General features: G+C 60.6%; 11 protein-coding genes, 2 pseudogenes and 1 riboswitch. Of the genes and pseudogenes, 1 reads left to right on the top strand and 12 read right to left on the bottom strand.

Annotated features, from left to right (window positions below; all coding sequences use genetic code 11):
* Positions 1–194 precede the first annotated feature (194 nt).
* A complete protein-coding gene (gene pcp, locus B0B13_RS11795) occupies positions 195–854 on the top strand; it encodes a pyroglutamyl-peptidase I (protein WP_076797310.1) in 660 nt (219 codons plus the stop codon).
* 181 nt (positions 855–1,035) lie between these two features.
* Here pcp and B0B13_RS11800 read toward each other — a convergent pair whose 3' ends face one another.
* From B0B13_RS11800 to B0B13_RS11855, 12 genes and pseudogenes are all read right to left on the bottom strand, one after another.
* Positions 1,036–2,145, bottom strand: coding sequence for a TraB/GumN family protein (locus B0B13_RS11800; protein ID WP_076796540.1), 1,110 nt, complete (start codon positions 2,143–2,145; stop codon positions 1,036–1,038).
* Positions 2,138–3,145 (bottom strand): peptide ABC transporter ATP-binding protein, encoded by a 1,008-nt coding sequence (locus B0B13_RS11805; RefSeq protein ID WP_076796542.1) that lies wholly within the window; start codon positions 3,143–3,145, stop codon positions 2,138–2,140. The genes B0B13_RS11800 and B0B13_RS11805 overlap by 8 nt, the downstream gene beginning before the upstream one ends.
* A complete protein-coding gene (locus tag B0B13_RS11810; RefSeq protein ID WP_076796545.1) occupies positions 3,142–4,314 on the bottom strand; it encodes an ABC transporter ATP-binding protein in 1,173 nt (390 codons plus the stop codon). Before B0B13_RS11810 ends, B0B13_RS11805 begins: the two co-directional genes overlap by 4 nt.
* On the bottom strand, positions 4,311–5,240 hold the full coding sequence (locus B0B13_RS11815) for an ABC transporter permease subunit (protein WP_076796548.1): 930 nt from the start codon (positions 5,238–5,240) through the stop codon (positions 4,311–4,313). Before B0B13_RS11815 ends, B0B13_RS11810 begins: the two co-directional genes overlap by 4 nt.
* A 2-nt stretch (positions 5,241–5,242) precedes the next feature.
* Positions 5,243–6,253, bottom strand: coding sequence for an ABC transporter permease subunit (locus B0B13_RS11820; protein ID WP_076787569.1), 1,011 nt, complete (start codon positions 6,251–6,253; stop codon positions 5,243–5,245).
* Between the two features lie 128 nt (positions 6,254–6,381).
* On the bottom strand, positions 6,382–8,025 hold the full coding sequence (locus B0B13_RS11825) for an ABC transporter substrate-binding protein (RefSeq protein WP_076796551.1): 1,644 nt from the start codon (positions 8,023–8,025) through the stop codon (positions 6,382–6,384).
* A gap of 140 nt (positions 8,026–8,165) precedes the next feature.
* A complete protein-coding gene (gene metF, locus B0B13_RS11830; RefSeq protein ID WP_076796553.1) occupies positions 8,166–8,996 on the bottom strand; it encodes a methylenetetrahydrofolate reductase [NAD(P)H] in 831 nt (276 codons plus the stop codon).
* Positions 8,997–9,044: 48 nt separating this feature from the next.
* Positions 9,045–9,410, bottom strand: a complete 366-nt coding sequence (locus B0B13_RS11835; protein ID WP_076785924.1) for a phage holin family protein — start codon at positions 9,408–9,410, stop codon at positions 9,045–9,047.
* Positions 9,411–9,486: 76 nt separating this feature from the next.
* Complete coding sequence (ahcY, locus tag B0B13_RS11840) at positions 9,487–10,908, bottom strand: adenosylhomocysteinase (RefSeq protein WP_076796556.1); 1,422 nt, start codon at positions 10,906–10,908, stop codon at positions 9,487–9,489.
* A 29-nt stretch (positions 10,909–10,937) separates the two neighbouring features.
* Positions 10,938–11,052: riboswitch (S-adenosyl-L-homocysteine riboswitch) on the bottom strand.
* Between the two features lie 32 nt (positions 11,053–11,084).
* Positions 11,085–11,715 (bottom strand): annotated as a pseudogene (locus B0B13_RS11845) (LrgB family protein); the annotation flags it as partial.
* A gap of 52 nt (positions 11,716–11,767) precedes the next feature.
* Positions 11,768–11,875, bottom strand: a pseudogene (locus B0B13_RS18010) (carbamoyltransferase N-terminal domain-containing protein); the annotation flags it as partial.
* Between the two features lie 60 nt (positions 11,876–11,935).
* Entirely contained in the window at positions 11,936–25,477 is a 13,542-nt protein-coding gene (locus B0B13_RS11855; RefSeq protein WP_076796559.1) for a non-ribosomal peptide synthetase, read from the bottom strand.
* Positions 25,478–25,682: the final 205 nt, after the last annotated feature.

The raw sequence follows: 25,682 nt of genomic DNA on the forward strand, positions 1-25,682 counted from the left end.
ATCAAACAATGGACGCAATCCATATTAACGATAACCATTATCATTTACACTTTTAATCCGAAGCGAGACGCTTCCGCGCGCACGACGCCGCTAAGCGAATTAAATGGCTTTTGCCCATGCCACCGGGCATCATATCGCTTTGGCTGTGCGCCGCCTTGCTGTGTCACCATCACTTCATTCAGGAAAACCGTACGATGCACACCGTACTGCTAACCGGTTTTGAGCCATTCGAAAATGAACTGATCAATCCATCGTGGGAGGCCGTGCGCGCACTCGACGGCGCACGGATCGCGACCCCGTCTGGCGACGCCATCGTACACGCGCGGATGATGCCAGTGCGCTTTCGCACGCTCGATCAGGCACTGCTAGACGCGATCGAGGCAACGCATCCGTCGCTGGCAATCTGTGTCGGCCAAGCCGGCGGGCGTCCGGACTTGTCCGTCGAGCGCGTCGCCATCAACGTGGACGATGCACGCATCCCGGACAACGACGGTTACCAGCCAATCGACGCCCCGATCGTCAGCGACGGACCGGCGGCTTACTTCTCCACGCTGCCGATCAAGGCGCTCGTCCATGCGCTACGCGAGACCGGCCTCCCTGCATCGGTGTCGCAAACGGCCGGCACCTTCACGTGCAACCGTCTCTTCTACATCCTGTCGCACTACATCGCGACACGTGCACCGCAATTGCGCGGTGGCTTCGTGCATATACCCTATACGCCGCGACAGGCCGTGCGCCACCCAGGCCAGCCCAGCCTGCCAACCGCGTCCGTCATTGAAGGGCTGAAGGTCATTGTGCAGACTGCCTTATCAGTCCGCATGGATGTGCCGGAAACGGGCGGCGCGTTGCACTAAGCTGGCCACACTGGCCTGCCGCCTCGGCACAGCCCAGCCGCATTCGCATGAGCCCGTCGCCTCGGTATGACCCGGCCACATCCGTACTAGCCTGCCGCCTCGGCATGGCCCGGCCACATCCGCACGATCCTGCCGCTTCGCGGCCAGCGCCGTGATAGCGACGCGAGCAGCCCAGCACATGTCAGCGCGGCACGACATCAAAGCCGCGATCGCGCAATAGCGCGAGCACGCCCTTTGGCCCGCCGAGATGCAGTGCGCCGATCGCGACGAAGATCGGTCTGTTGGGCTCGGCAAGCAGCAGCATACGTGCAACAAAGCGCTCGCTGCGCTGGTACACGATCCGATCATCAATGCGCCGCGACAACGTCGGCGAGCGCGCCAGTTTCGCCGATTGCCGCGCCTGCCAGTTTGCCATCGCATCGGCATCACCGGCATGCCATAGCGCATGCAGGACGCGCACGTCGGACACGTTGTCGGCCGGCATCTGCCGCAAGTCCTGCGCGAGCATCTCGCGCTGCTCGGCGAGCGTCAGTCCGGCAAAGGCGGCGATCTGCTCATCGCGCGTCTCGAGACCGACGATACGCCCCACGTATAGGTTTTCGAGCTGTGGCTCGGAACCGTACTCGGCCTGCAACCCGGCCGACAACGAGTCGTAGGTCTCGATCAGCAGCGCCGCCAACCATGGGCGTGTCTTGCGGATTACCGCGAGCCCGGCAGGATTGCCGCGCATGCGACGCACGATCTTCGTCCACATATCGGCCGGCAGCAACCGTGGCAGACACGCATACGAGCACATGCCATAGCGCGTCACATCGTCCTGCGACATCACCAGATCGTCGGGCGAAAGCTCAAATGCCATGCACGACGCCGCACGCAACGCGTCGATGATCGGTTGCCGAAACGGTTGCTCGGCGGGATAGTCAGCCGGGTCGCCAACGTGCAGCGTGCCAAACAGGTACAGTGTCAGGGCGCCCCTGGTCGCGACATAGAACGGCATGTGCGCAGGCCGCGGCATACTCGCCTGGGCGGCGCCGGGCCGGCTAGGCGCCGTTCCGTCGTCGGCTTGCAGCGCCGGCTGACTGTGCTGGCGCAGCGGCGTGGCCGCCTCGGTCTGGTTGGCGGGTATCGGCACGGTTGACGGCCCCAGCGGAACCTGCACCATGGACGCGCCGGACAATGCGTGCGCGGATGATGCGATACTGGCCAACAATCCGAAGGCGACCCACCACGTGAGCCACTTGGTCAGGCCGGTATTGCATCGCGCGCGGCGGCCGCGCCGCCACTCAAGCATCCATCTCCTCCGCACGGTGGCAGGCCACTTGGCGGCCGTCAACGTCGCGCAACCTCGGCTCTTCGGCCACGCACCGCTCGATCCGGTACGGACAGCGCTGATGGAATGTGCAGCCGCGAGGAGGGTTCAACGGCGACGGCAGCTCCCCCTCCAGCTTGATCTTAAGGCGACGGTCGGATTCGAAAATAGCCGGTGTGGCCGACATCAACGCACGTGTGTACGGATGCCGCGGCCGCGCGAAGAGGGTTGCCTTGGCCCCTCGTTCCGCGATGCCGCCGAAATACATCACCATCACATCGTCGGCGACGTGCTCGACCACCGCGAGGTTGTGCGAAATGAACACGTAGCTGGTGCCGAACTTGTCCTGCAGGTCCATAAACAAGTTCAAGATCTGCGCCTGGATCGACACGTCCAGCGCTGACACCGGCTCGTCAGCTACGACGATGCGCGGCGTCAGGATCATCGCGCGCGCAATCGCCACGCGCTGCCGCTGCCCGCCGGAGAACATGTGCGGATACCGCTTCGCGTGTTCGGGCCGCAGGCCGACCGTGCGCATCATCTCGGCGATGCGCGATGCCCGCTCGCCGGCGCTCATCCCGGTATTGATCGCAAGCGGCTCGGCCAGCGTCTGCTCGACCGTCTTGCGCGGGTTCAACGAGGCAAACGGGTTTTGGAACACCATCTGAACGCGTTTGCGCACCTCGGCTAGCTGTTCATGCGTGGCGGTCGCGACATTGGCGCCATCGATCAACAGGCGGCCAGACGTCGGGCTCTCGACCATCGTCAATTGCCGCGCAAGTGTTGACTTACCGCATCCCGACTCGCCGACGACCGCCAGCGTGCGACCACGGGCGAGCAAAAACGACACGCCGTTGAGCGCCTTCACGGTGGCCGTGCCGAATAGGCCACGGCGCACCTCGTAGTGCTTGGTCAGTTGGTCCGCAACCAGCACGGCATCCTCGGCCGTCGCCGTGTCGCGGGCATGCGCCACCGCGCTCATCGTTTACCTCCGTTCTCGTGCGCGCCGCGTGCGTGCGGGTCATGCCGGTCGTTGGCAACGCCGCTGGCAGGCGGCGCGGCCGGCGCCGCGACGCACTCGCCGGCGTCATCCCCCGGCGTCGCGCCGGCCAGCGCAATGCGCCCCGCATCGAGTATCGGCACCACGACCTTTTCCATATTTAGAGGACGGATGCATCGGGCACGCATCGCGTCGTCCTGCGCATCGAGTTGGGCGAGCGCGGGCCGCCCTATCCAACAATCGTCAACCCCATACTTACAACGCGGCGCGAACAGGCAGCCACTAGGGCGGTCGCCGTGACCAGGCACCATGCCGGAGAGCGCCTCGAGCCGCCGCGCACCGCGGTTGTGCTCGGGAATGGCCGCCAGCAGCGCCTCCGTGTACGGATGGTGCGGCGCCGAGAAAATATCCGGCACGCGGTTCATTTCGATGATCTCACCCGCATACATCACCGCGACCCGCTGCGCGACCTCGGATACCACAGCCAGATCGTGCGAGATCAGCACGAGCGCCATACCACGCTCCTTCTGCAAGCGCACCAGCAGGTCCATGATCTGCGCCTGGATTGTCACGTCCAGCGCGGTGGTCGGCTCGTCGGCGATCAGCAGTTTCGGGTTGCACGCCACGGCCATAGCAATCATCACGCGCTGATTCATCCCGCCCGACATCTGGTGGGGGAACGCGTTGATGCGGTTCTTCGCGTCCGGGATGCCAACTTGCTCGAGCAGGTCCAGCGCACGGCGCTCCAGGGCCGCGCCGCGCAACCCTTCATGCAAGCGAAGCACTTCCTTGATCTGGTAGCCGACCGTATAACTTGGATTCAGACTCGTGAGCGCGTCTTGAAACACCATCGCGATGTCCTTGCCAACGATGCGCCGGCGCTTAGCCGGCGACGCGCGCAACAGGTCGACGCCGTCAAAGCATAGTTCGTCGGCGCTGACGCGCCCCGGCGGGTCGATCAGCCCCATCAGGGCCATCGACGTGACGCTCTTGCCCGAACCGGATTCGCCGACAATGCCGAGCACCTCGCCGGCGGCCACCGACAGATTCACGCGATCGACCGCGGCCAGTCCGTCGAAGTCGACATGCAGGTTGCGGATCGTCAGCAACGGCGCACCTGCATCGCACGGTGCATTCGGATTCGGGCTCATGACAACCTCTTCAATTTCGGATCGAGTGCATCGCGCAACCCGTCGCCGAGCAGGTTGATGGCCAGCACGGTGATCAGAATCGACAAGCCCGGCATCGTGACGATCCACCACGCGTTGTCGATGTAGTCGCGCGCGGAGGCCAGCATCGCGCCCCATTCGGCTGAGGGCGGCTGCACGCCCAGGCCGAGAAAGCCGAGCGCGGCGGCATCAAGAATCGCGGTCGAGAAGCCGAGCGTGGCTTGCACAATCAACGGCGCGGTACAGTTAGGCAGCACCTGAGAGAACATCAGACGCAACGTGCCGGCGCCCGCCACGCGCGAGGCGGTCACATACTCCTTTTGCAGCTCGCCGAGCGCGGACGCGCGCGTGAGCCGCACGTAGGCGGGCAGCGCGACGATCGCAATGGCCAGCATCGTGTTGGTCAATCCGGGCCCGATCACGGCCACGACCGCCACCGCGAGCAACAATGACGGCAGCGCGAGCAGCACATCCATCAGCCGCATGATCGGCGCATCGCCCCAGCGCGGAAAGAATGCGGCGGCCAGGCCCAGTACGATGCCTGGCAGCAGCGCCAACGCGACTGACACCAGACCGATGAAGAACGACAGCCGCGCGCCGTACATTAGCCGCGACAGGATGTCGCGTCCCGCTTCATCAGTGCCCAGCACGAACTGCCAGTTGCCGCCGGCGAGCCACGCCGGTGGCAACTTGACAAACTCCCGGTACTGCTCGATCGGGCTATGCGGCGCCAGCAGCGGCGCGAACAGCGCGACCACGATCAATATCGTGACCACCACGAGCGCGCCGACTGCGCCGTGGTTACGCGAGAATTGGGCCCAAAATTCGCGCGCCGCCAGCAAGCGTCCGGACGGCGGCGGCGTCACCGCCTGCGGCGATGACAGGGGTGGAGTTGGCAAGTCTGCCATCGTTACCTCGTGTGGCGAATGCGCGGATTAAGCACGCCGTACAGCAAATCGACGAGCAGGTTGACCAGGATGACCAGCGTCGCGATCATCAGGATGCCGCCTTGCACGACTGGGTAGTCGCGGCGCGAGATGGCGTCGATCAGCCACTTGCCGATTCCAGGCCACGAAAACAGGGTCTCGGTCAACACCGCGCCCGCAAGCAAAGTGCCGACCTGCAGCCCAATCACCGTGACAACGGGAATCAGCGCGTTGCGCAGCGCGTGCACGAGGACGATCCGCACCGGCGACAAGCCCTTGGCGCGCGCAGTGCGGATATAGTCCTCGCGCAGCACCTCGAGCATCGACGAGCGCGTCATCCGCGCAACGACCGCCAGCGGAATCGTGCCCAACACCACCGCCGGCAGGATCAAATGCGACACGGCGGACTTGAACGCGCCCTCATCGGTGGACAGCAGCGAATCGATCAGCATGAAGCCCGTCGTATACGGGATGTCGTATTCCACCGCGATGCGCCCGGACACCGGTGTCCAGCCGAGCGTGACCGAGAACAGCATGATCAGCAGCAGTCCCCACCAGAAGATCGGCATCGAATAGCCGGTCAGCGCGGTCCCCATCACCGTGTGATCGAGCCACGAGCCGCGCCTGAGCGCCGCGGCAACGCCCGCCGGCAGGCCGAACAGCAGCGCGAACGCCATGGCGCAGACCGACAGCTCCAGTGTCGCCGGAAAGCGCGCGACGAACTCGTCCATCACGCTGGTATTGGTGATCAACGACGTGCCGAGGTTGCCATGCAGCGCGCGGCCAACATAGTGCAGATACTGCAACGGCAGCGGCTCATCGAGCCCCAGGCGATGCAGCGCCTCGGCATGCATCTGCGGATCGACGCCGCGCTCGCCCATCATCACTTCGATGGGATCGCCGGGTATCAGATGAATCAGCGCGAACGCGAGAAGGGTGATGCCGATAAACGTCGGTATGACCATTCCCAGGCGGCGCAAGACAAAACGGATCATGAAAACTCCCGTTTGTGGGTGCCAGTGCGTGAGCGGCGGCGCGGGCTCGCGCCCGGGCCGCCGCAGTCCATGCTCAACGCTTGAGCGACGTGTCGTCGCCAGCGTCACGCAGGACGATGTCGAAACGCTTACTTCAAGCTCACGCCGTCAAAACGGGTGTAACCCAGCGGATCGATCTTGAAGTCGACAACGTTCTTCGCGATCGGCTGGTATGTCGTCGAATGCGCGAGCGGCGAGAACGGCAGCTCCTTGGCAAAGATCTTTTGCGCCTCGATGTACAGTTTCGTGCGCTGCGCCTGATCGGTGGTCTCGCGGCCCTTGACGACCCGATCGTCGAAGGGCTTGTAGCACCACCTATCAAAGTTGTTGCCATGGACTGCGTCACAGCCGAGCAACGTGCCGAGCCAGTTGTCGGGATCGCCATTGTCGCCGGTCCAGCCAATCAGCATCGCGTCGTGCTCGCCCGCATGGGCGCGCTTAATGTACTCGCCCCATTCATACGTGACGATCTTCGCCTTCACGCCAACCTTCGCCCAGTCGGCCTGGATCATCTCGGCCATCAGCTTGCCATTCGGGTTGTACGAGCGTTGCACGGGCATGGCCCACAACGTGACCTCGGCGCCTTTCTTGACGCCCGCCTTCTGCAACAACGCCTTGGCTTGCTGCGGATCATACGGCAACGCCTTGATCGATGCGTCGTACGACCATTGGGTCGGCGGCATTGGGTTGGTCGCAAGCTGGCCCGCGCCCTGGTACACCGACTCGATGATAGCCTTCTTGTTGATCGCCATATCCAGCGCGCGGCGCACCTGCGCGTTGTCAAACGGCTTGTGTTCGACGTTGTACGCCAAGTAGCCAAGGTTGAAGCCCGGCTTAGACGGCAATTGCACGTTCGGGTCGCTCTTGAGCGACTCGATGTCAGCCGGCCGCGGATAGACTGTGATCTGGCATTCGCCGCGCTTGAGCTTCTGGCTCCGCACGCCTGGATCGACAGTGATTGAAAAGATCAGCTTGCCGACCTTAACCGCGCCCGGCTTCCAGTAATCGGGATTGCCGTCGAAACGGATCGTCGCATCCTTCGTGTAGCGTTTGAAAATAAACGGTCCGGTGCCGATCGGCTTCTGGTTCAAATCCGGCGCGCGATTGGCCTTGAGCAGCGCGTCCGCGTATTCGGCTGACTGGATCGATGCGAACTCCATCGCCAAGTTCTGCAGGAACGGCGCGTTGACCTCCTTCAGCGTGAACCGCACAGTATACGGATTGATCTTTTCGACCTTTGCGATCAGTTTGTCCAGCCCCAAGTCAGTGAAGTACGGGAACTGGACCTTGTACGCCTTGTTGAACGGCAGATTCGGGTCGAGCATCCGATTGAACGTGAACAGCACGTCGTCGGCATTGAAATCACGCGTCGGCTTGAAGATGTCATTCGAGTGAAACTTTACGCCATGACGCAAATGGAAAGTGTATTGCAGACCGTCCGGCGACACATCCCACTTTTCGGCTAGGCCAGGTTCAATCTTCGTGCCACCACGCTCGAACTCGACCAGACGATTAAAGACGGTGAACGTATTGGCGGTGAAATCGGTGCCGGTGGTGTACTGCGCCGGATCGAAGCCCGCAGGGCTGCCCTCGGAGCAATAGACTAGCGTCTTGTTGGGCAGCGACGCGGCTTGCGCGAGCCCGGCGCCACTCAGTGCCAGCGCGGTCACCACGGCGAGCACGGCATGATAGGTCGCGCGGTAGGTTTCGGATAACGGACGGTTATGTGGCATGCTTGCTCCGAATTGTCGTCCCGGGATCTCCGGTGTAGGCGCGAGTGTACTGGATTTCGCCAAACCGGCAAGGCGGAAAAAAAACGCACGTTCGACAAATTCTCAACGGCCAACGCGCGCCGGGCCGTCCTTGTTGCGCTCTAGATGCGCAGACGCTCGCAAATCGCCTTGCTGGCCGACGCGCCGTTCAGTGTGTAGAAATGCAATCCTGGTGCACCGTTCACGACCAGCCGCTCGCACATTGCGGTCACGACATCCAGCCCAAATGCCCGAATGGCGTCACGGTCGTCACCAAAACTCTCCAGTCGCCGCGCAATCCACTTCGGGACTTCTGCGCCGCACATTTCGGAAAACCGCATCAGTTGCGCATAGTTCGTGATCGGCATGATGCCGGGCACGATCGGTGCGTCAACACCAAGCCTGCGCGCGTCGTCGACGAAGCGAAAATAGGCGTCCGCATTATAGAAATACTGTGTAATGGCTGAATTTGCGCCCGCCTTCACCTTGTGTGCGAAATTCTCCAGGTCCGCGCGCGGCGACCTCGCCTGCGGGTGGTATTCGGGATACGCGGCCACTTCAATATGAAACCAGTCGCCGTGCTCGGCGCGCACGAAGGCAACCAAGTCGCACGCATAGCGCAGCTCGCCGACCTCTCCCATACCAGAGGGCAAGTCGCCGCGCAGCGCGACGATGTGCCTGATGCCGTGCTGGCGGTACTGCGCCAAAACGCCGCGCAAGCTCTCCTTCGACGCGCCGATGCACGACAAATGTGGCGCGGCCTCGAAGCCCTCACCCGCCATTTCAAGCACGGTATCGAGCGTGCCCTGCTGTGTCGAGCCGCCGGCGCCAAATGTCACCGACATGAACTTTGGCTTAAGCGGCGCCAGTTGCGCACGCGTTGCGCGCAGTTTATCGACCCCTTCCGCCGTCTTCGGCGGAAAGAACTCGAACGAGATTTCAGGCAAGGACATAGAAGTATTGGAAAGAGATACGTGCCGCCGGCGTGCGTCCAGCGCGCGTTAGTACCAGCGCTCAACGGTAAAGCGATGCCCAAGGATCAACGCGCTCAGCAGATACGACACGATGCTGTACAGGATCGAGCCAAAGAATGCCGACCAAAAGCCGGAGACCTCGAACCCCTTGAGCAACGTCGCACTCAGCCAGAAGCACAACGCATTGATCACCAGAATGAACAACCCCAGGGTGAGCACCGTCAGCGGCAGCGTGAATAGGATCAGGAGCGGCCGGATAATCGCGTTGATCAACCCGAGCACGAGCGCGACGATCAACGCGGTGCCGAAACTCTTGATTTGGATCGACGGCACGATATACGTGATGATCAGCAGCGCAAGCGCATTGATCAACCAGGTCAGCAATACAGTCATCGGGGGCTCCCTGTGATGCGGCCGGTGCGCGCCGGGGCACGTTATCGATCGTGCCCCGGCGCGCGTGCAGTCGCAGTTAGTAACGGTAGTGGCCCGGCTTAAACGGACCGTGCTTGTCCACGCCAATATACCGCGCTTGCGCGTCGCTGAGCTCGGTCAGTGTCGCGCCGATGCGCGCCAGATGCAGCCGCGCGACTTTTTCGTCCAGATGCTTGGGCAGCACGTAGACCTTGTTCTGATACTGGTCGCCGCGCGTGAACAACTCGATCTGCGCGAGCGTCTGATTCGTGAACGAATTGGACATCACGAACGATGGGTGGCCGGTCGCGCACCCCAGGTTTACAAGCCGCCCCTCGGCCAGCAGGATCACCCGCTTACCATCCGGGAAGATGATGTGGTCCACTTGCGGCTTGATATTCTCCCACTGGTACTGGCGCGTAGATGCCACGTCGATTTCGGAATCGAAGTGGCCAATATTGCAGACGATCGCGTTGTGGCGCATCGCCTTCATGTGGTCGTGGTTAATCACATGGTAGTTGCCGGTGGCCGTTACGAAGATGTCGGCCTTATCCGCCGCGTAGTCCATCGTGACGACGCGATAGCCTTCCATCGCCGCCTGCAATGCGCAGATCGGATCGATCTCGGTCACCCACACGGTCGCGCCGAGCCCGCGCAGCGATTGTGCGCAACCCTTACCAACGTCACCGTAGCCGGCCACCACGGCGATCTTGCCGGCGATCATCACGTCGGTCGCGCGCTTGATGCCGTCCACCAACGATTCGCGGCAACCGTACAGGTTGTCGAACTTGGACTTGGTCACCGAATCGTTCACGTTGATGGCCGGGAACGGCAGCTGGCCCTCGCGCTCCATCTGGTACAGCCGATGCACGCCGGTCGTGGTTTCTTCGGTGACGCCGCGAATATGCGCGAGGCGCGTCGAGTACCAGTGCGGGTCCGTGTCGAGGTAACGGGCAATCGCGTTATACAACGCGACCTCTTCCTCGTTGAGCGGCTTGGCGATCACTGAGCGATCCTGCTCGGCCTTCGCACCCAGAATCAGCAGCAGCGTCGCGTCGCCGCCATCATCGAGGATCATGTTGGCGAACTGGCCGTTCGGCCATTCAAAGATCCGGTGCGCAAACTCCCAGTATTCGTCGAGCGACTCGCCCTTGTACGCGAACACTGGCGTGCCGGTTGCGGCGATCGCCGCCGCTGCGTGGTCCTGCGTCGAGAAAACGTTGCACGACGCCCAGCGCACGTCCGCGCCCAGCGCCTTCAGCGTCTCAATCAGCACGCCGGTCTGGATCGTCATGTGCAGTGAGCCGGCGATGCGGGCCCCCTTCAGCGGCTGCTCGGCCTGGTACTCGTCGCGGATCTGCACCAGACCCGGCATTTCGGTCTCGGCGATGTTCAGTTCCTTGCGGCCCCATTCGGCGAGCGACGGGTCGGCAACGACACAATCCTGGGATAGGTTTTTTTCGTAGACTACGGCGTTCATCACGCCTCCTTTTCTGTCAAGAGAAATAAAAGACGTGAGCGCCGTTGTGGCGGCGGCCGCGCGCGTTGACCGCGCAAATCGGAACCGCCGATCGAAACGTTTCGAGCCTGGCGGCTATTAGCCGTCGCAACGCTCCTCGAAACGAACGGTGATTGTAGCAAAACAGCAGATATCACTCAATCGAGCCAGACGGCCAGCAGCGGAGCCAGCAACACCCCACAGATCATCATCGTCAGGCTGGCGACAACGCCCTCTTGGCTGCCCAGCTCGCACGCCTTAGCGGTTCCGGCACCGTGGGCCGCCGCGCCGAGCAGCGTGCCGCGCGCCAACCGACTCCTGAGCGACAGGATCGCCAGCACCAGTTTGCCGACCAGCATGCCGACCACGCCAGTCGCGATCACAAACAACGCGGTCAGATCGCGCGGCGCATGCAGCCGGTCGGACACCGCCAATGCGAACGGCGTGGACCCCGAACGCGTGAGCAGACTGTGCTGCAGGTCGGCGGACAAATGCAACCACCGCGCCAGCGCGAGTGAACCGGCGGCGCCGGACAGCACGCCCACGGCAACACCGACCGACAACGACAGCCAATGGCGCCGGATCAACTGTCGGTACTCATAGATCGGCACCGCGAACGCAACCGTGGCCGGGCCCAGCAACCACATCAGCCAGCGAGTATCGCGGCAATAGACCGGGTACGGGATGCGCGCGAGCAGCACAATCGCTGCCGAGCGCAACCGGCACGACGAGTAACGGCGTCAGCCAAGGCCAGCGAAAACGGGCATAGAGCGCCTTCGAGCCGAAGTACGCTGTTTTTCGGTAGCTCAGCCGGGCCACTTACAGACGCTTCTTTCGCATGCTTAATCCGTGTGAATCGCTCCTCTTCGAGCGCCGCTACGATTTTACCGTCGATGACAATCGACGCGGAGGATTCATGATAGGCGGAGTTGATGCCAAGGATTTTCATGTTTACGTCATCTTGTCAAAAATTGAAAAACCGATTTTTACCAAATCCAATATTTAATTATCATATTGTATATTCTTTTTCACTATCAGTTGTTTGATTTCTATGTAATACATTTAGCTTCTGGCGCAGAACACGACCGATCTGTGCAGTAGGCGCAGGCAACTCCATGTCGTAATGCTGGCAGGCGATGTCATGAACCTCAATCTTGCCTAACACATAAGGCTGCCATACCTCTGGCGAGATAGGTTGAGTCCATGCATTTGGGGCCACTGCCGCCCTAAAAAACAACATGTCGCCACTGTAAATACGTGGCGAAAAATGTTGAACAAGCTGCACATTATTTTCAAGCACTGCACGGGTTTTCTCCCACAAATAATGGCCGGCTTCTGACAGACTGCCTGCAGCGTGACGTACGAACAGATGATAAAAATCGTCTTCGGCAATCTCCGGCGTGTTATTCCGCTGCATATGATCCGGCGTAGTATCGAGCACCGCTAACAACGCAACTAGCTCGCCTTGTTGTTCAAGCTGCGTTGCCATGCTATGGACCACTTTTCCACCAAATGACCAACCTAGCAGATAGTAAGGCCCGCGTGGTTGAATGCGACGAATCTGCTGAATATAGTCTGCCGCCATCGCCTCGATCGTGACGGCGGGTGACGAGTCGCCGTCGAGTCCACGGGCTTGTAGGCCATAGACCGGTTGGTCTGCCTCCAAATGGCTCACCAGGCCTCGATAGTGCCAACTTAGCCCAGTCACAGGATGGACACAGAAAAGCGCAGGTCGAGCACCATGAGGTTGAATGGGCAGTAGCACAGCAAAGGACTCATCCTGCATGTTCTCTTGTGCCGATACACGCTGCGACAGCGCGGCAAGGGTGGGTGCCTCGAATAGCGTGTGCATCGGAATGGAGATGCCCAATGCGGTGCGGCTGCGGCTGATCATCTGCACCGCGAGCAGCGAATGCCCACCCAACGCGAAGAAGCTGTCGTAGCGGCCCACCTGATCGACACCGAGCAGCTCGGACCAAATCTCAGCCAGCGTGGTCTCAAGCTTGCCCTGCGGTGCCTCATACGCCTGGTGTGCGAGCGCGTCAGCAGTCGGTGCCGGCAACGCTCGGCGATCCAGCTTACCGTTTGGTGTCAGCGGCAACGCATCGAGCCGCACAAACGCACTGGGCACCATGTACTCGGGCAACGCTGCCGCCACATGCGTGCGCAAGGTGCCCGCTAACGCGTCATCGGGCTCGGCCACCACATACGCGACTAGCCGTTTATCTTGGTCTCCCCCCAGGGCCAGCACCACCGCGTCGTGCACCTGCGTATGCTGGGTCAGGCACGCCTCGATCTCGCCCAATTCAATCCGAAAGCCGCGAAGCTTGACTTGATGGTCGTTGCGGCCCAGAAACTCTAAGTTCCCATCGGGCAAGTAACGCGCCAAATCCCCGGTCTTGTACATCCACGCATTAGGCTCGGCCGAGAACGGATCACGCACAAAACGCTCGGCCGTCAATTCGGGACGGTTTAGGTAACCTCGCGCAACACCCGCCCCCCCAATATACAATTCGCCCACCGCACCTAACGGCACCGGCTGGCCATTGCGATCCAGTAAATAAATCTGCGTGTTCGCGATCGGCCGGCCGATCGGGACGGTATCGTCCGCATAATCCGATGGACAGCTCCAAGCCGTTACGTCAATCGCCGCTTCCGTTGGACCATACAGGTTATAGAGCTGCACACTCGGTAGTAGCTTCTGGCAAAGCCGTACGCTTGCGCCAGGCAACGCTTCGCCGCTGCAAATCAGTCGTTTTATGGACGTACACTGCTCAACCCCTTCATGGTGAAGGAACGTGCTAAGCATGGACGGCACAAAATGCGCCGTAGTGATGCGCTGCTGAATCATCAACTCCATCAAGACAGCGGGATCTTTGTGTACCTCGGGGGCTGCTATAACCAAAGTCGCCCCATTGAGCAACGTCCAGAAAAACTCCCAAACCGATACGTCAAAGCCAAAGGAGGTTTTCTGCAACACACGGTCGGCTGTCGTCAAACCATAGGCTTGCTGCATCCAGACCAGGCGATTGACAAGTGCACGATGCTCATTCTGTACCCCCTTGGGCACGCCGGTGGAACCGGACGTATAAATCACATACGCCAGATGCCGGGACGTGAGGGTGCACACCAACGGATTCGTCTGCGCCTGCGCCGGCTGCCTATTCGGGTCCAGCACCGTGCGATGAGCCAAGGCCGCCTCACCCAGCGCCGCCCTGCCCGCTGCATCGGCCAGCACAATCTCAGGCGCCGCATCCGTGAGAATATGCGCGAGCCGCTCGCCCGGATACGCCGGGTCCAGCGGCACATAGCCTCCCCCGGCTTTTAAAATCGCCAACAGCCCGATGACCATTGCCGGGGAACGTTCGACGCAGATCGCCACTCGTCCATCGGGCACAACACCCAGCTCGATCAACTGATGCGCGAGGCGATTGGCCCGCGCATTCAACTGAGCGTAGCTGAGCGTCTGGTCTTCATAGACTAACGCCGGCGCCTGTGGCGTCCGCTCGACTTGTGCTTCGAACAATTGGTGGATGCACAGATGTGAGGGGTAATCGCGTTGCGTCGCGTTCCACGTCTCAAGCAGTAGGGTCCGCTCCTCGCTGGGTAACACCTGCAGCTGCTGCACCGGCTGCTCTGGCGCTGTCTCGAGCGCCTCAGCCAAGCTCTCTAGCACCTGCTGCATATACCCGCACACCCGATCAGGGTCCAGCGACGCCACCGCCTGTGCCGTCAATCCCAGCGCTTGATCGAAATCTTCGACTGACAGGGTCAACGGGTAATTGGTGCGCTCCTCGGCCTTCAATAGCTCAACGCCCGGCAACCTGCCGCTCTCACCGGTGCTGATCGCATTGTGCCGATAGTTCAGCAGCGCACTAAAGAGCGGTGTGCCGGCCAGCACGCTACTACAGCGCTGCGCCAGCGCCAATGACGCATGTTCATGCTCCAGCAGCGCCGCGAGCCGTGCATGCATAGCGCGCACGGCTGCCTCTACACTACCGGCCAGGTCCACCCGTAGCGGCAGCGTATTGATAAACAGCCCCATCGCACTGTCGGCGCCCTCACCCGCTTGCATCCGCCCGAATAGGACTGTGCCGAATACAACTCGTTGTTGACCGCTGGCGCGTGCAAGCACCTGCGCCCACGCCAGGTGGCACAAGCTCGCTAGGCTTACACCCAGCCGCTTGGCGTGCGCCCGCAGCCGATCGTTCAACGCGGGCGGCAGCCTGCGGTGCGCTTCACGCACGTGGGTGGCATCATGATGCACTTGCGCCAGACCGAACGGTAGCGTTGGCTCGTCGATGTCGGCAAGCATCTCGGTAAAGAAGCGCTCGTGTTCAGCTTGACTGAGACCCAAGCGTGCTTGCGCGACCAGATTACGGAATGGCTGTGCAGCAGGCAGCGTCCGGCCTTGACCTGCAATGAACGCTTGCACCTCCGCGTGCATCATTTCAGCAGTCGAGTGGTCACCAATCAGGTGGTGCAACAGCTGAACTACCTGCCAGCAGCCATCGTTGTCCTGGGCAATCGCAAAACGCAGCAGCGGCGCTTGCGTCAGGTCCAGCCGCGTATGGCGGGGATCAAAACGCTGTGCCAACTGCTCGGCAATCGGCCCATCCTTCACCTCCAGCGTCAGTTCGGTCACCGACAGCGGCGCATGTCGCCAGACCACTTGTGCGGGCGTGGACAGCCCTTCCCAGACAAACGCAGTACGCAGGATATCGTGACGATTGACGACCTGCTGAACGGCCTCCAGATACTGATCGAGCCGCTCGCGCGTATCAAAAGCCAGTTGCGCGCTCAGTAGATACGGATCACCCTCAGCCGCCAGCAGATGGTGAAACAGGATGCCGTCCTGCAACGGCGACAGCGCATAAATGTCTTGGATGTTCGCGACCCCACCCGGCACCTGCTCGACAATACGATCGATATCGGCCTGCGTTAGCTCGATCAGCGGCAACCACTCTGGCGTCAGCGAGTTTGTCTCACGCGTGATGCGATTCGCTGGCACCACCACGTCACGTTGCTGGCCCAGCGACTGGGCCAATGCGCTGAGCACCGGCGTATCGAACAGCGCGCGCACAGAGATTCCCAGACCGCGACGGCGCAACCGCTCAATGAGTTGCACCGCCAGCAGTGAATGTCCACCGAGCGCAAAGAAGCTGTCGTGCCGGCCCACTTGCTCCACACCGAGCAGCTCGGACCAAATCTCAGCTAGCGAGGTTTCGAGCTCGCCTTGCGGCGCCTCATACGCCTGATGCGCGAATGCCTCCGCGTCCGGCGCCGGCAATGCACGCCGATCGAGCTTGCCGTTCGGTGTCAGCGGCCACGCGTCCAGCCGCACAAACGCACTGGGCACCATATACTCAGGCAACACTGACGCCACATGCGTGCGCAAAGTGCTGGCTAACGCGTCATCGGGCTCGGCCACCACATACGCCACCAAGCGCTTAGCTTGGCTTTCTCCCACGGCCAGCACCACCGCCTCATGCACCTGCGAGTGTTGCACCAGGCACGCCTCGATCTCACCGGGCTCAATGCGAAAGCCGCGAATCTTGACTTGATCATCGTTGCGGCCCAAAAACTCAATATTGCCGTCAGCCAAATAACGAGCCAAGTCGCCCGTTTTGTACATCCGCGCGTCGGCTTCTCGAGAAAATGGATCGCGCATGAAGCGCTCGGCGGTCATCTCAGGCCGGTTCAGGTAACCGCGCGCGACGCCCGCACCACCAATATACAGCTCACCGACCGCACCCAGCGGCACCGGCTGGCCATGTGCATCCAGGATATAGAGCCGAGTGTTGTCAATGGGCCGACCAATTGTGCGCCAGTTACTTTCGTCGTCGGTGACCTCATACACAGTCGCGGTCACCGTCGTCTCGGTCGGGCCATAAACGTTCAACAACCGCGGCCGGTGCCCATCGCCTGCAAACCAGCCCTCACGTGCTGACGCGCTTAACGCGTCTCCACTAATCATGACCACACGTACACTGTCTGGAAGGGGAACTTTTTCTTGGACCAATTGAGCCCAAAATTGAGTTGGTAAATCCGTCACACTGACACGGTTAGCCTGGCAAAGCGCCCAGAATGACTGAGCCCCGGCTAACCAGGCATCGGTGCGTAGCACTAATGTCGCACCCTGAGTGAGCGTGACAAGCATTTCCCCAACCGACGCATCAAAGGATAGAGACGAACATTGCAGCATCCGGTCTTGCGCAGTTAAGCCCAGGCTACGCACCATCGCTGTCACCAAGTTGACCAAGCTGCGGTGTGAAACCATGACCCCTTTGGGCTGACCTGTGGAACCTGACGTATAAATCACATAGGCCGAGTGCTGCGCATTCAGCGACAACTCGCATACATCAGGATTGTGTGCGCTTTGGTGCGCCCACGGCGCTGCATCAGCGTGTAGATCCAGTACCGGCACACCCGCGCCTAAGCTTTGCGTCACTGCGGCAGGCGGTGTTCCCACGCTGAGTAATACGGTGGGCGCACTATCTGCCACCATATAAGCCAGGCGTTCTGCCGGATAGGTGGGATCCAGCGGCACATACGTGCCACCGGCCTTGAGCGTGGCGAGCATGCCCACGACCGTTTCCGGGCTGCGCTGAGCGCATAGGGCCACCCGCGCATCGGGTCCAACGCCTAACTCGATCAACTGATGTGCTAAACGATTAGCCTGTGTATTCAGTTGCGCATAGCTCAGTGTTTGGTCTTCGTACACCAGTGCCGTTGCCTCCGGCGTGCGTATTACTTGCGCTTCGAACAACTGGTGGATGCATAGGTGCGCTGGATAGTCCCGCTGCGTCGCGTTCCACGTGTCAAGCAACAAAGTTCGCTCAGCTGACGCCAACAACTCGACATGCGTGACGGGTTGCTGCCCATCCACGGCTATTGCCTGCAACATCGTCTGCAGATACCCGACATGCCGCTCAATTGTCGCGCGCTCAAACAACGCGGTCGCATAGCCCAGGCTGCCGACAATTTCCTCGCCCGCCTCGTACAGACCTAACTCCAGATCAAACTTGGCGACGTCGTAGTCCAGCTCCATCGGTTGCACAGTCAGGCCGGGCAAGTCCCAAGCCGCGATCTCACTGTCCTGCCACGCGAACATCACCTGAAACAGCGGCGTATGCTCGAGCCGGCGCGGCGGCTGCACGATCTCCACCACTTGTTCGAATGGCAAATCCTGATACGCTTGCGCGTCCAGCGTTGTACGCCGCACCCGCTCGAGCAACTGTGTCACACTGGGCTCGCCGGACAAATCCACGCGCAGTGCGAGCGTATTGACAAAGAAGCCAATTAACGGCTCGAGTTGATAGTGGTTGCGATTGGCGCTCGGTATGCCAATGACCAGATCATCCTGCCCCGACAGCCGCGCGAGCACCGCGCTCCACGCCGCGAGCACCGTCATGAACAGCGTTGCGCCGTGCGCTTGGCTCACGCGCTTCAGCGCCCCCGTGGTGTGGGCATCGATACGAATCGGCACCTGCGCGCCGGCAAACGATTGCTGCGCCGGACGAGGCCGGTCAGTCGGCAGCGCCAGCAATACCGGAGCATCGGCGAGCTGCGTGCGCCAGTACTCGCTTTGCGCCTTGAGCCGCTCGCCCGAGAGCCACTGTCGCTGCCAGGCCGCATAATCCGGATACTGAATCGCTAGAGGCGGCAATGGATCCGTCTGTCCGTCACAAGCTGCGCGGTACAGCGCATTGAGTTCGCGCACCAGCACCTCGATCGACCAGCCATCCGAGACAATATGATGCTGCACGAGCAGCACCATGTGCTCGTCATCAGCCAATTGAATCCCGCAGGCTCGCATCAGCGGACCACGGGTCAGGTCGAACGGCGCTTGGGCCGCCTCAGCACGGAATTGCGCTAACCGGGCTTCCTTATCGGGCACGCCGCGCAGGTCATGCCAGGCTATCGGCACGCCCGTCTCGGCGGGCAGCAGCTGCACCTGCGGCTGACCGTCAACGCTGATGAACACCGAGCGCAGCGCTTCGTGGCGCGCCAAGAGCGCATTCAGCGCCTGCTGCCATGCGCCCCGATTTAGCGGCCCCCGCACGCACAGCGCAAGCGGTATATGATAGGCGTCGCTCGCCCCGTCGAGTTGCGCAAGGAACCATAGCCGTTGCTGCGCAAACGACAGCGGCAATGCTCCGTCACGCGATACGGGCGTAATCGCCGACGATACGCTACTGTCTGACGTGCATTGCGCACTGAGCACGGCAGCCAGCCCAGCCAGCGTAGGTGCGGCAAACAGCGCCGCGAGCGGCAATGGCATACCGAGCGCGGCCACCCGATTCATCAAACGTACCGCCAGCAGTGAATGGCCGCCAAGTGCGAAAAAGCTATCATGGCGGCCCACCTGTTCGACGCCCAGCAGCTCAGCCCAGATTTGCGCCAGTGTGGTCTCGAGTTCGCCTTGCGGCGCTTCATATGCTTGATGCGCAAGAGCGTCAGCGCTTGGCGCGGGCAGCGCACGCCGATCCAGCTTGCCGTTAGGCGTCAGTGGCCACGCATCGAGCCGCACGAACGCGCTAGGCACCATATATTCGGGCAACGCTGAGGCCACATGCGCGCGCAACGTGCTGGCCAGCGATTCATCAGCCTGGCTAATCACATAGGCGATCAAGCGCTTGTTCTGGTCGTTACCTGTTGCCAGCACCACCGCATCGCGCACTTGCGGGTGTTGCGTGAGACACGCTTCTATCTCCCCCAGCTCAATGCGAAAGCCGCGAATTTTGACTTGATCATCGTTGCGGCCCAAAAACTCAACATTGCTATCAAACAAATAACGAGCCAAGTCGCCCGTTTTGTACATCCGCGCGTCGGGCTCAACCGAGAACGGATCGCGCACAAAACACTCAGTGGTCAGCTCCGGTCGGTTTAAGTAACCGCGCGCGACGCCCGCGCCGCCAATATACAACTCGCCGACTGCGCCCAGCGGCACCGGCTGACCGTGGCGATCTAGGATATAGAGCCGGGTGTTATCAATTGGACGGCCAATTGTGCGCCAGCTACTTTCGTCATCGGTGACTTCATACACAGTCGCGGTCACCGTTGTCTCGGTTGGGCCATAAACGTTCAACAAACGCGGCCGGTGTCCATCACCTGCAAACCAGGCATCACGTGCTGACGCGCTTAACGCCTCTCCCCCAATGAGAATGGCACGTATCCGGCTGGCAACGGGCGCTGCGTCTTGTGCCAACTGTGTCCAAAACTGCACGGGTAAATCCACCACGCTCACCTGGTGACGTTCACAAAGCGCCCAAAATGGTTCGGCCCCGCTCAACCATGCATCCGTGCGCAGCACCACTGCCGCCCCCTGTGTCAACGGCGTAAAGATTTCCTCGACCGACGTATCAAAAGACAGCGGCGCAAATTGCAACATCCTGTCCTGCGTCGTGATGCCAAGCGCTCGCGCGATCGCGGTGACAAGATTGGCAATGCCTTGGTGGGGAACCATAACCCCTTTGGGCTGGCCTGTAGAGCCTGACGTATAAATCACATAGGCCAAATGCTGTGCATTCAGCGACAACTTGCACGCGTCAGGATTGTGCGTGCTTTGATGCGCCCACTGCCCTGCATCAGCATACAGATCCAATACCGGCACGCTAACGCCTAAGCTTTGCGTCACTGCGGCAGGCGGTATTCCCATGCTGAGCAATACGGTGGGCGCACTATCCGTCACCATATAAGCCAGGCGCTCTGGCGGATAGTTGGGATCGAGCGGCACATACGCGCCGCCGGCCTTGAGCGTAGCGAGTATGCCCACGACCGTTTCCGGGCTGCGCTGAGCGCATAATGCCACCCGTGTATCAGGCACAACACCTAACTCGATGAGCTGATGTGCCAAGCGGTTGGCCTGCGCATTGAGTTGCGCATAGTTCAGTGTCTGATCCTCACAGACCAACGCCACCGCATCCGGTGTGCGTGCCACCTGTGCTTCAAACAACTGGTGGATGCACTGATGCAGTGGAGAGTCCTGCTGCGTTGCGTTCCACGTTTGAAGCAATAAAGTCCGCTCCTCGCTGGGCAGTACCTGCAACTGCCCAATCGACTGGACGGGCGTTCCCTCAAGCGCATCGGCCAGGCTTTCCAGCGCCTGCTGCATATACCCGCACAGCCGATCGGGGTCCAGTGGCTCAACGATTTGCGCAATTAGTCCCAACGCCTGTCCAAAATCTTCAATCGACAGCCCGATCGGATAATTGTCACGCTCTTCGGTGTGCAGGAGCTCCACACCGGGGAGGATGCTGCGCTCGTTTGAGTCCATCGCATTGTGCCGGTAATTGAGCAGCGCACTAAAGAGCGGCGTGCCCGCCGGCACGCCGCTGCAGCGCTGCGCGAGCGCCAGCGACGCATGCTCATGCTCAAGCAGCGCCGCTAGCCGCGCATGCGTGGCACGCACCGCTGCCACCACACTGCCCTCTAAGTCCACGCGCAGCGGCAGCGTATTGATAAAGAGCCCCATCGCACAATCGGCACCGTCGCCAGCGCGCATCCGTCCAAACAGCACCGTACCAAACACAACCGACTGTTGGCCACTAGCGCATGAGAGCACCTGTGCCCACGCCAGATGACACAGGCTCGCGACACTCACGTTTAGGCGCCTCGCTTGCGCACGCAGCCTATCGTTTAGTGCCTGCGGCAGCCTGCGGTGCGCTTCACGCACATGTGCGCCGTCACGATGCACCTGCGCCAAGCCGAACGGCAGCGTTGGCTCCTCGATGTCGGCAAGCATGTCGGTAAAAAAGTGCTCGTGCGCGGCTTGGCTTACACCCAGGCGCGTTTGCGCGACCAGATTACGGAACGGCTGTGCAGCAGGCAGCGTCCGGCCTTGACCTGCAATGAACGCTTGCACCTCCGCGTGCATCATTTCAGCAGTCGAGCGATCGCCAATCAGATGGTGCAGTAGCCGCACCAGCAACCAGCGACCATCAGTGTTCTGAGCAATCGCGAAACGCAGCAGCGGCGCTTGCGTTAGATCCAGCCGAGTGTGGCGAGAATCGAAACGCTGCACCAACTGCTCGGCAATCGGCCCGTCGGCAGGATCCAGAGTAAGTTCAGTGGTCGACAGCGGCGCATCACGCCAGACCACCTGCGCGGGCGTGGATAAGCCTTTCCAGATAAACGCAGTGCGCAAAATGTCGTGGCGATTCACGATTTGCTGGACCGCACCCAGATACTGATCGAGCCGCGCTCGCGTATCAAAGGCTAGCTGCGTGATCAGCAGATACGGATCATCGTCGCTGGCGAGCAGATGGTGAAAGAGAATTCCGTCCTGCAGCGGCGACAGCGCATAGATATCCTGGATATTCGCGACGCCACCGGGCACCTGCTCGACAATGTGGTCAATATCAGCCTGCGTGAGCTCAATGAGCGGCAGCATCGAAGGCGTGAGCGCCGTCGTCTCGGGCGTAATGACGTTGGGTGGCACCACTACGTCATGATGCTGGCTCAGCGTTTGCACCAGCGCACTGAGCACCGGGGTGTCAAATAGCGCGCGCACGGACAGGTCCAAGCCTAGTAGGCGCAAGCGCTCAATCAATCGCACCGCGAGCAGCGAATGGCCACCGAGCGCAAAGAAGCTATCATGCCGGCTGACACGCTCGACGCCTAGCAGCTCGGCCCAGATTTGAGCCAGCGTGGTCTCGAACTCGCCTTGCGGTGCCTCGTACGCGTGATGCGCGAACGCGTCAGCGCTTGGGGTGGGCAACGCACGCCGGTCTAGCTTGCCATTGGGCGTCAAAGGGAGCGCGTCAAGCCGCACAAAAGCACTGGGCACCATGTATTCAGGCAAGCTTGCCGCCACATGCGCGCGCAGCGTGCTGGCCAAGTGCTCGTCGGCCTCAGCGACCACATACGCAACCAGACGCCTGTCGTTGCCTTCGCCTCGCACGAGCACCACCGCGTCACGCACTTGCGAATGCTGGGTGAGGCATGCTTCGATCTCGCCCGGCTCAATGCGAAAGCCGCGGATCTTAACCTGATCATCGTTGCGGCCCAGGAACTCCAGGTTGCCGTCCGGTAAGTAACGGGCTAGATCGCCCGTCTTGTACATCCGCGCATAGGGCTCTTGAGAAAATGGATCGCGCACGAAGCGCTCAGCGCTCAGCTCCGGGCGGTTTAGGTAACCACGCGCCACGCCCACGCCGCCAATATACAATTCGCCCACCGCGCCCAGCGGCACCGGCTGACCCTGCGCATCGAGCAGATAAATGCGTGTGTTTGCAATTGGGCGGCCGATAACTTCTTGTGGCAATATTTGGTCTACGCTGCCGTATTGATAACTCGTGACGTCACCATTAACTTCCGACGACCCATAAAAATTGAACAGCTGAATACTCGGCCATGTGGCAATAACCTGTCGCGCTAACTCGGGTGCTAACCGCTCACCGCTGCATATGAGCACTCGCAGTCTGTCAAGTTGGTTCTTTTCTCCTTCCAAAAAGCATTTAAGCAATGACGGCACGATAACTAGGTGGGAAACGCCAGTCTGCCGCAAGCGTTGCGCGAACAAAGACACATCTTTAACGGTGGTGTTGTCAAATACGACTAGCATGCCACCTGCGAGCAACGCCCCGAGCGTCTCGGTGATCGAATCCACAAAGCCGATACTCGTCTTCAATGCAGTGACCGGAGGTTCCTCTAGCACATTTTGAGTGAACCACAGCAGGCGGTTAGTCAGTCCACCAATGGTTGCTCCAACCCCTTTGGGCTGGCCCGTAGAGCCAGAGGTATAAATCACATAAGCTAGATGGTGCGGTGTCAAAGACGGCACTCGTAAATTATGCTCCGGGTAGTTCTGTTCAGCGCCGGCGTCCAAATCGATGACCGGCATTAGTTGCTTGCCAATCAATTCCCGTGTCGAAGCCTGGACCAGCACAATCATCGGCGCGGCATCCTGTAAAATATGCGCGAGCCGCTCGCCCGGATAGCTCGGGTCGAGCGGCACATACGCGCCGCCGGCCTTCAAAATCGCCAGCAGGCCGACGACCAGCGCCGGTGAACGCTCGGCACAGATCGCCACGCGCGCATCGGGCTTAACGCCCAACTCGATGAGCTGGTGTGCCAAACGGTTGGCCTGGGCATTCAGTTGCGTATAGTTCAGTGTTTGATCTTCATAGACCAATGCCGTGGCCTTGGGCGTGCGCTCAACTTGCGCTTCAAACAATTGGTGGACACACAGATGCGCTGGATAATCACGCTGCGTTGCATTCCACTCGACCAGCAGCCGATGCCGCTCTTCAGTGTCGAGCAGATCGATGCTATCAATCGGTTGCGTGGCATCGGCAGCTAACACTTGCACGAACCGGATAAACCGGCGCTGATGTGCGCCGAGCGCCTCTGCGGTGTAGCAGGCAGGATTGGCGTTAAGGTCGATCCGTAATTGATGGCTGCCTGGAATCCAATAGACACATAGCATCAAATCCTCGACCGGACCACTAAGCAAACTATGTCTTGTCGACGAATACTCACCAAACGACAGATCATGGTAAAACGGCATCATGTTGACTGTCGTACCAAACAACCGTTGTCCGGACGATAGCCCAAGTTGACGCCGCAGCGCTTCGCTCGGGTAGCGTTGGTGCTGCAGTCCGCTTTGCATCGCCTGCGCGGCCTGCGGCATGAATGACGACAGGTTCATTCCTGGTCGTATAGTGAGCCGCAGGGGCAGTATGTTGGATTTCATACCAGGAATATGCCGGTCGGCACCGAAGCGGGCCTTGACCGGAAGACCCAATACGACGTCTTGTTCACCCGTGAATCGATAAAGATACGCGGCCATCGCCGCCGTCATAAACTGTGCTAGCCGGCGAGCATCCGACGCAGTGTCGCCCAGCACCTGGGCGGCCAGATAAGTCGTCTGACGCAGCCGCTGCTGTAAGGCGGGGGCGGCGCGGCTTGCTAGCGTCGCAGGCTCAGGCCAATGGGCGCAGTGCTGAAGCCAATACGCTTCGTCTTGCACCCGTTGGTCGGATGCCTGGTATTGCGCATCGCTCTCTAATAGCTCCAGGACGGAGCCGAAAGTGCACGGCTCTGGCGTTACGCCCGCGCACAGCACGCTATACACATGTGCGACGCGCTGGTTGATCAGGTACTGGCCATATCCATCCATCATGATATGGTGATAGCGCTGATACCAAATCCATTGCGCAGGCGCCACTTTCAGCAACGCATAGCCAAAAAGCGGTCCCTGCGTCAAATTGACCGGTTGCTGATAATCGGCCTGCATCCACGCCTGGGCCGCGGCCTGAGGATCAGCTTGTGCCGTAAGGTCCAACACCGGCATTGACCATGCGGGTGAACCGATCTTCTGCCGGAGCCCATCGTCGCTGTCAACAAATTGCAGGCGTAGGGTGTCGGCCTCATCGATGACTTGACGCAATGCCGCTTCAAAAACGGCCACATTAATAGCGCCCTCGATGACGGTGTACTGCGCAATGTTGTAGACCGGGCTGTCTAGATGGAGCTGCTGTGCGAGCCAAATTTCTGTTTGGGCAACGGATAACGGATAGGTAACGGACGTAGCGTTCAACAACATGTTAGCTCCAATCCAGGCCACAGCAGCCCAGGTTTAAATACACAAGTTAATTACATACCAATTAAAAATTAAATATAGGGCGGTTAACATCGCTCGCAAAAAGCCATGTTGAACCTCATTGGTTTGGATGTGACGTCCATGGCACATCACGGATGCACGTCACCTATGCCATGCCAAGGTCTTTAAATAAATTTCGCTTGAAGAA

The organism is Burkholderia sp. b14 (assembly GCF_900156195.1).
In the GTDB taxonomy this organism is placed as follows: domain Bacteria; phylum Pseudomonadota; class Gammaproteobacteria; order Burkholderiales; family Burkholderiaceae; genus Mycetohabitans.

Coding starts and splice junctions, on each gene's coding strand:
- pcp (WP_076797310.1), top strand. CDS start 195: ATGCACACCGTACTGCTAACCGGTTTTGAGCCATTCGAAAATGAACTG.
- B0B13_RS11800 (WP_076796540.1), bottom strand. CDS start 2,145: ATGCTTGAGTGGCGGCGCGGCCGCCGCGCGCGATGCAATACCGGCCTG.
- B0B13_RS11805 (WP_076796542.1), bottom strand. CDS start 3,145: ATGAGCGCGGTGGCGCATGCCCGCGACACGGCGACGGCCGAGGATGCC.
- B0B13_RS11810 (WP_076796545.1), bottom strand. CDS start 4,314: ATGAGCCCGAATCCGAATGCACCGTGCGATGCAGGTGCGCCGTTGCTG.
- B0B13_RS11815 (WP_076796548.1), bottom strand. CDS start 5,240: ATGGCAGACTTGCCAACTCCACCCCTGTCATCGCCGCAGGCGGTGACG.
- B0B13_RS11820 (WP_076787569.1), bottom strand. CDS start 6,253: ATGATCCGTTTTGTCTTGCGCCGCCTGGGAATGGTCATACCGACGTTT.
- B0B13_RS11825 (WP_076796551.1), bottom strand. CDS start 8,025: ATGCCACATAACCGTCCGTTATCCGAAACCTACCGCGCGACCTATCAT.
- metF (WP_076796553.1), bottom strand. CDS start 8,996: ATGTCCTTGCCTGAAATCTCGTTCGAGTTCTTTCCGCCGAAGACGGCG.
- B0B13_RS11835 (WP_076785924.1), bottom strand. CDS start 9,410: ATGACTGTATTGCTGACCTGGTTGATCAATGCGCTTGCGCTGCTGATC.
- ahcY (WP_076796556.1), bottom strand. CDS start 10,908: ATGAACGCCGTAGTCTACGAAAAAAACCTATCCCAGGATTGTGTCGTT.
- B0B13_RS11855 (WP_076796559.1), bottom strand. CDS start 25,477: ATGTTGTTGAACGCTACGTCCGTTACCTATCCGTTATCCGTTGCCCAA.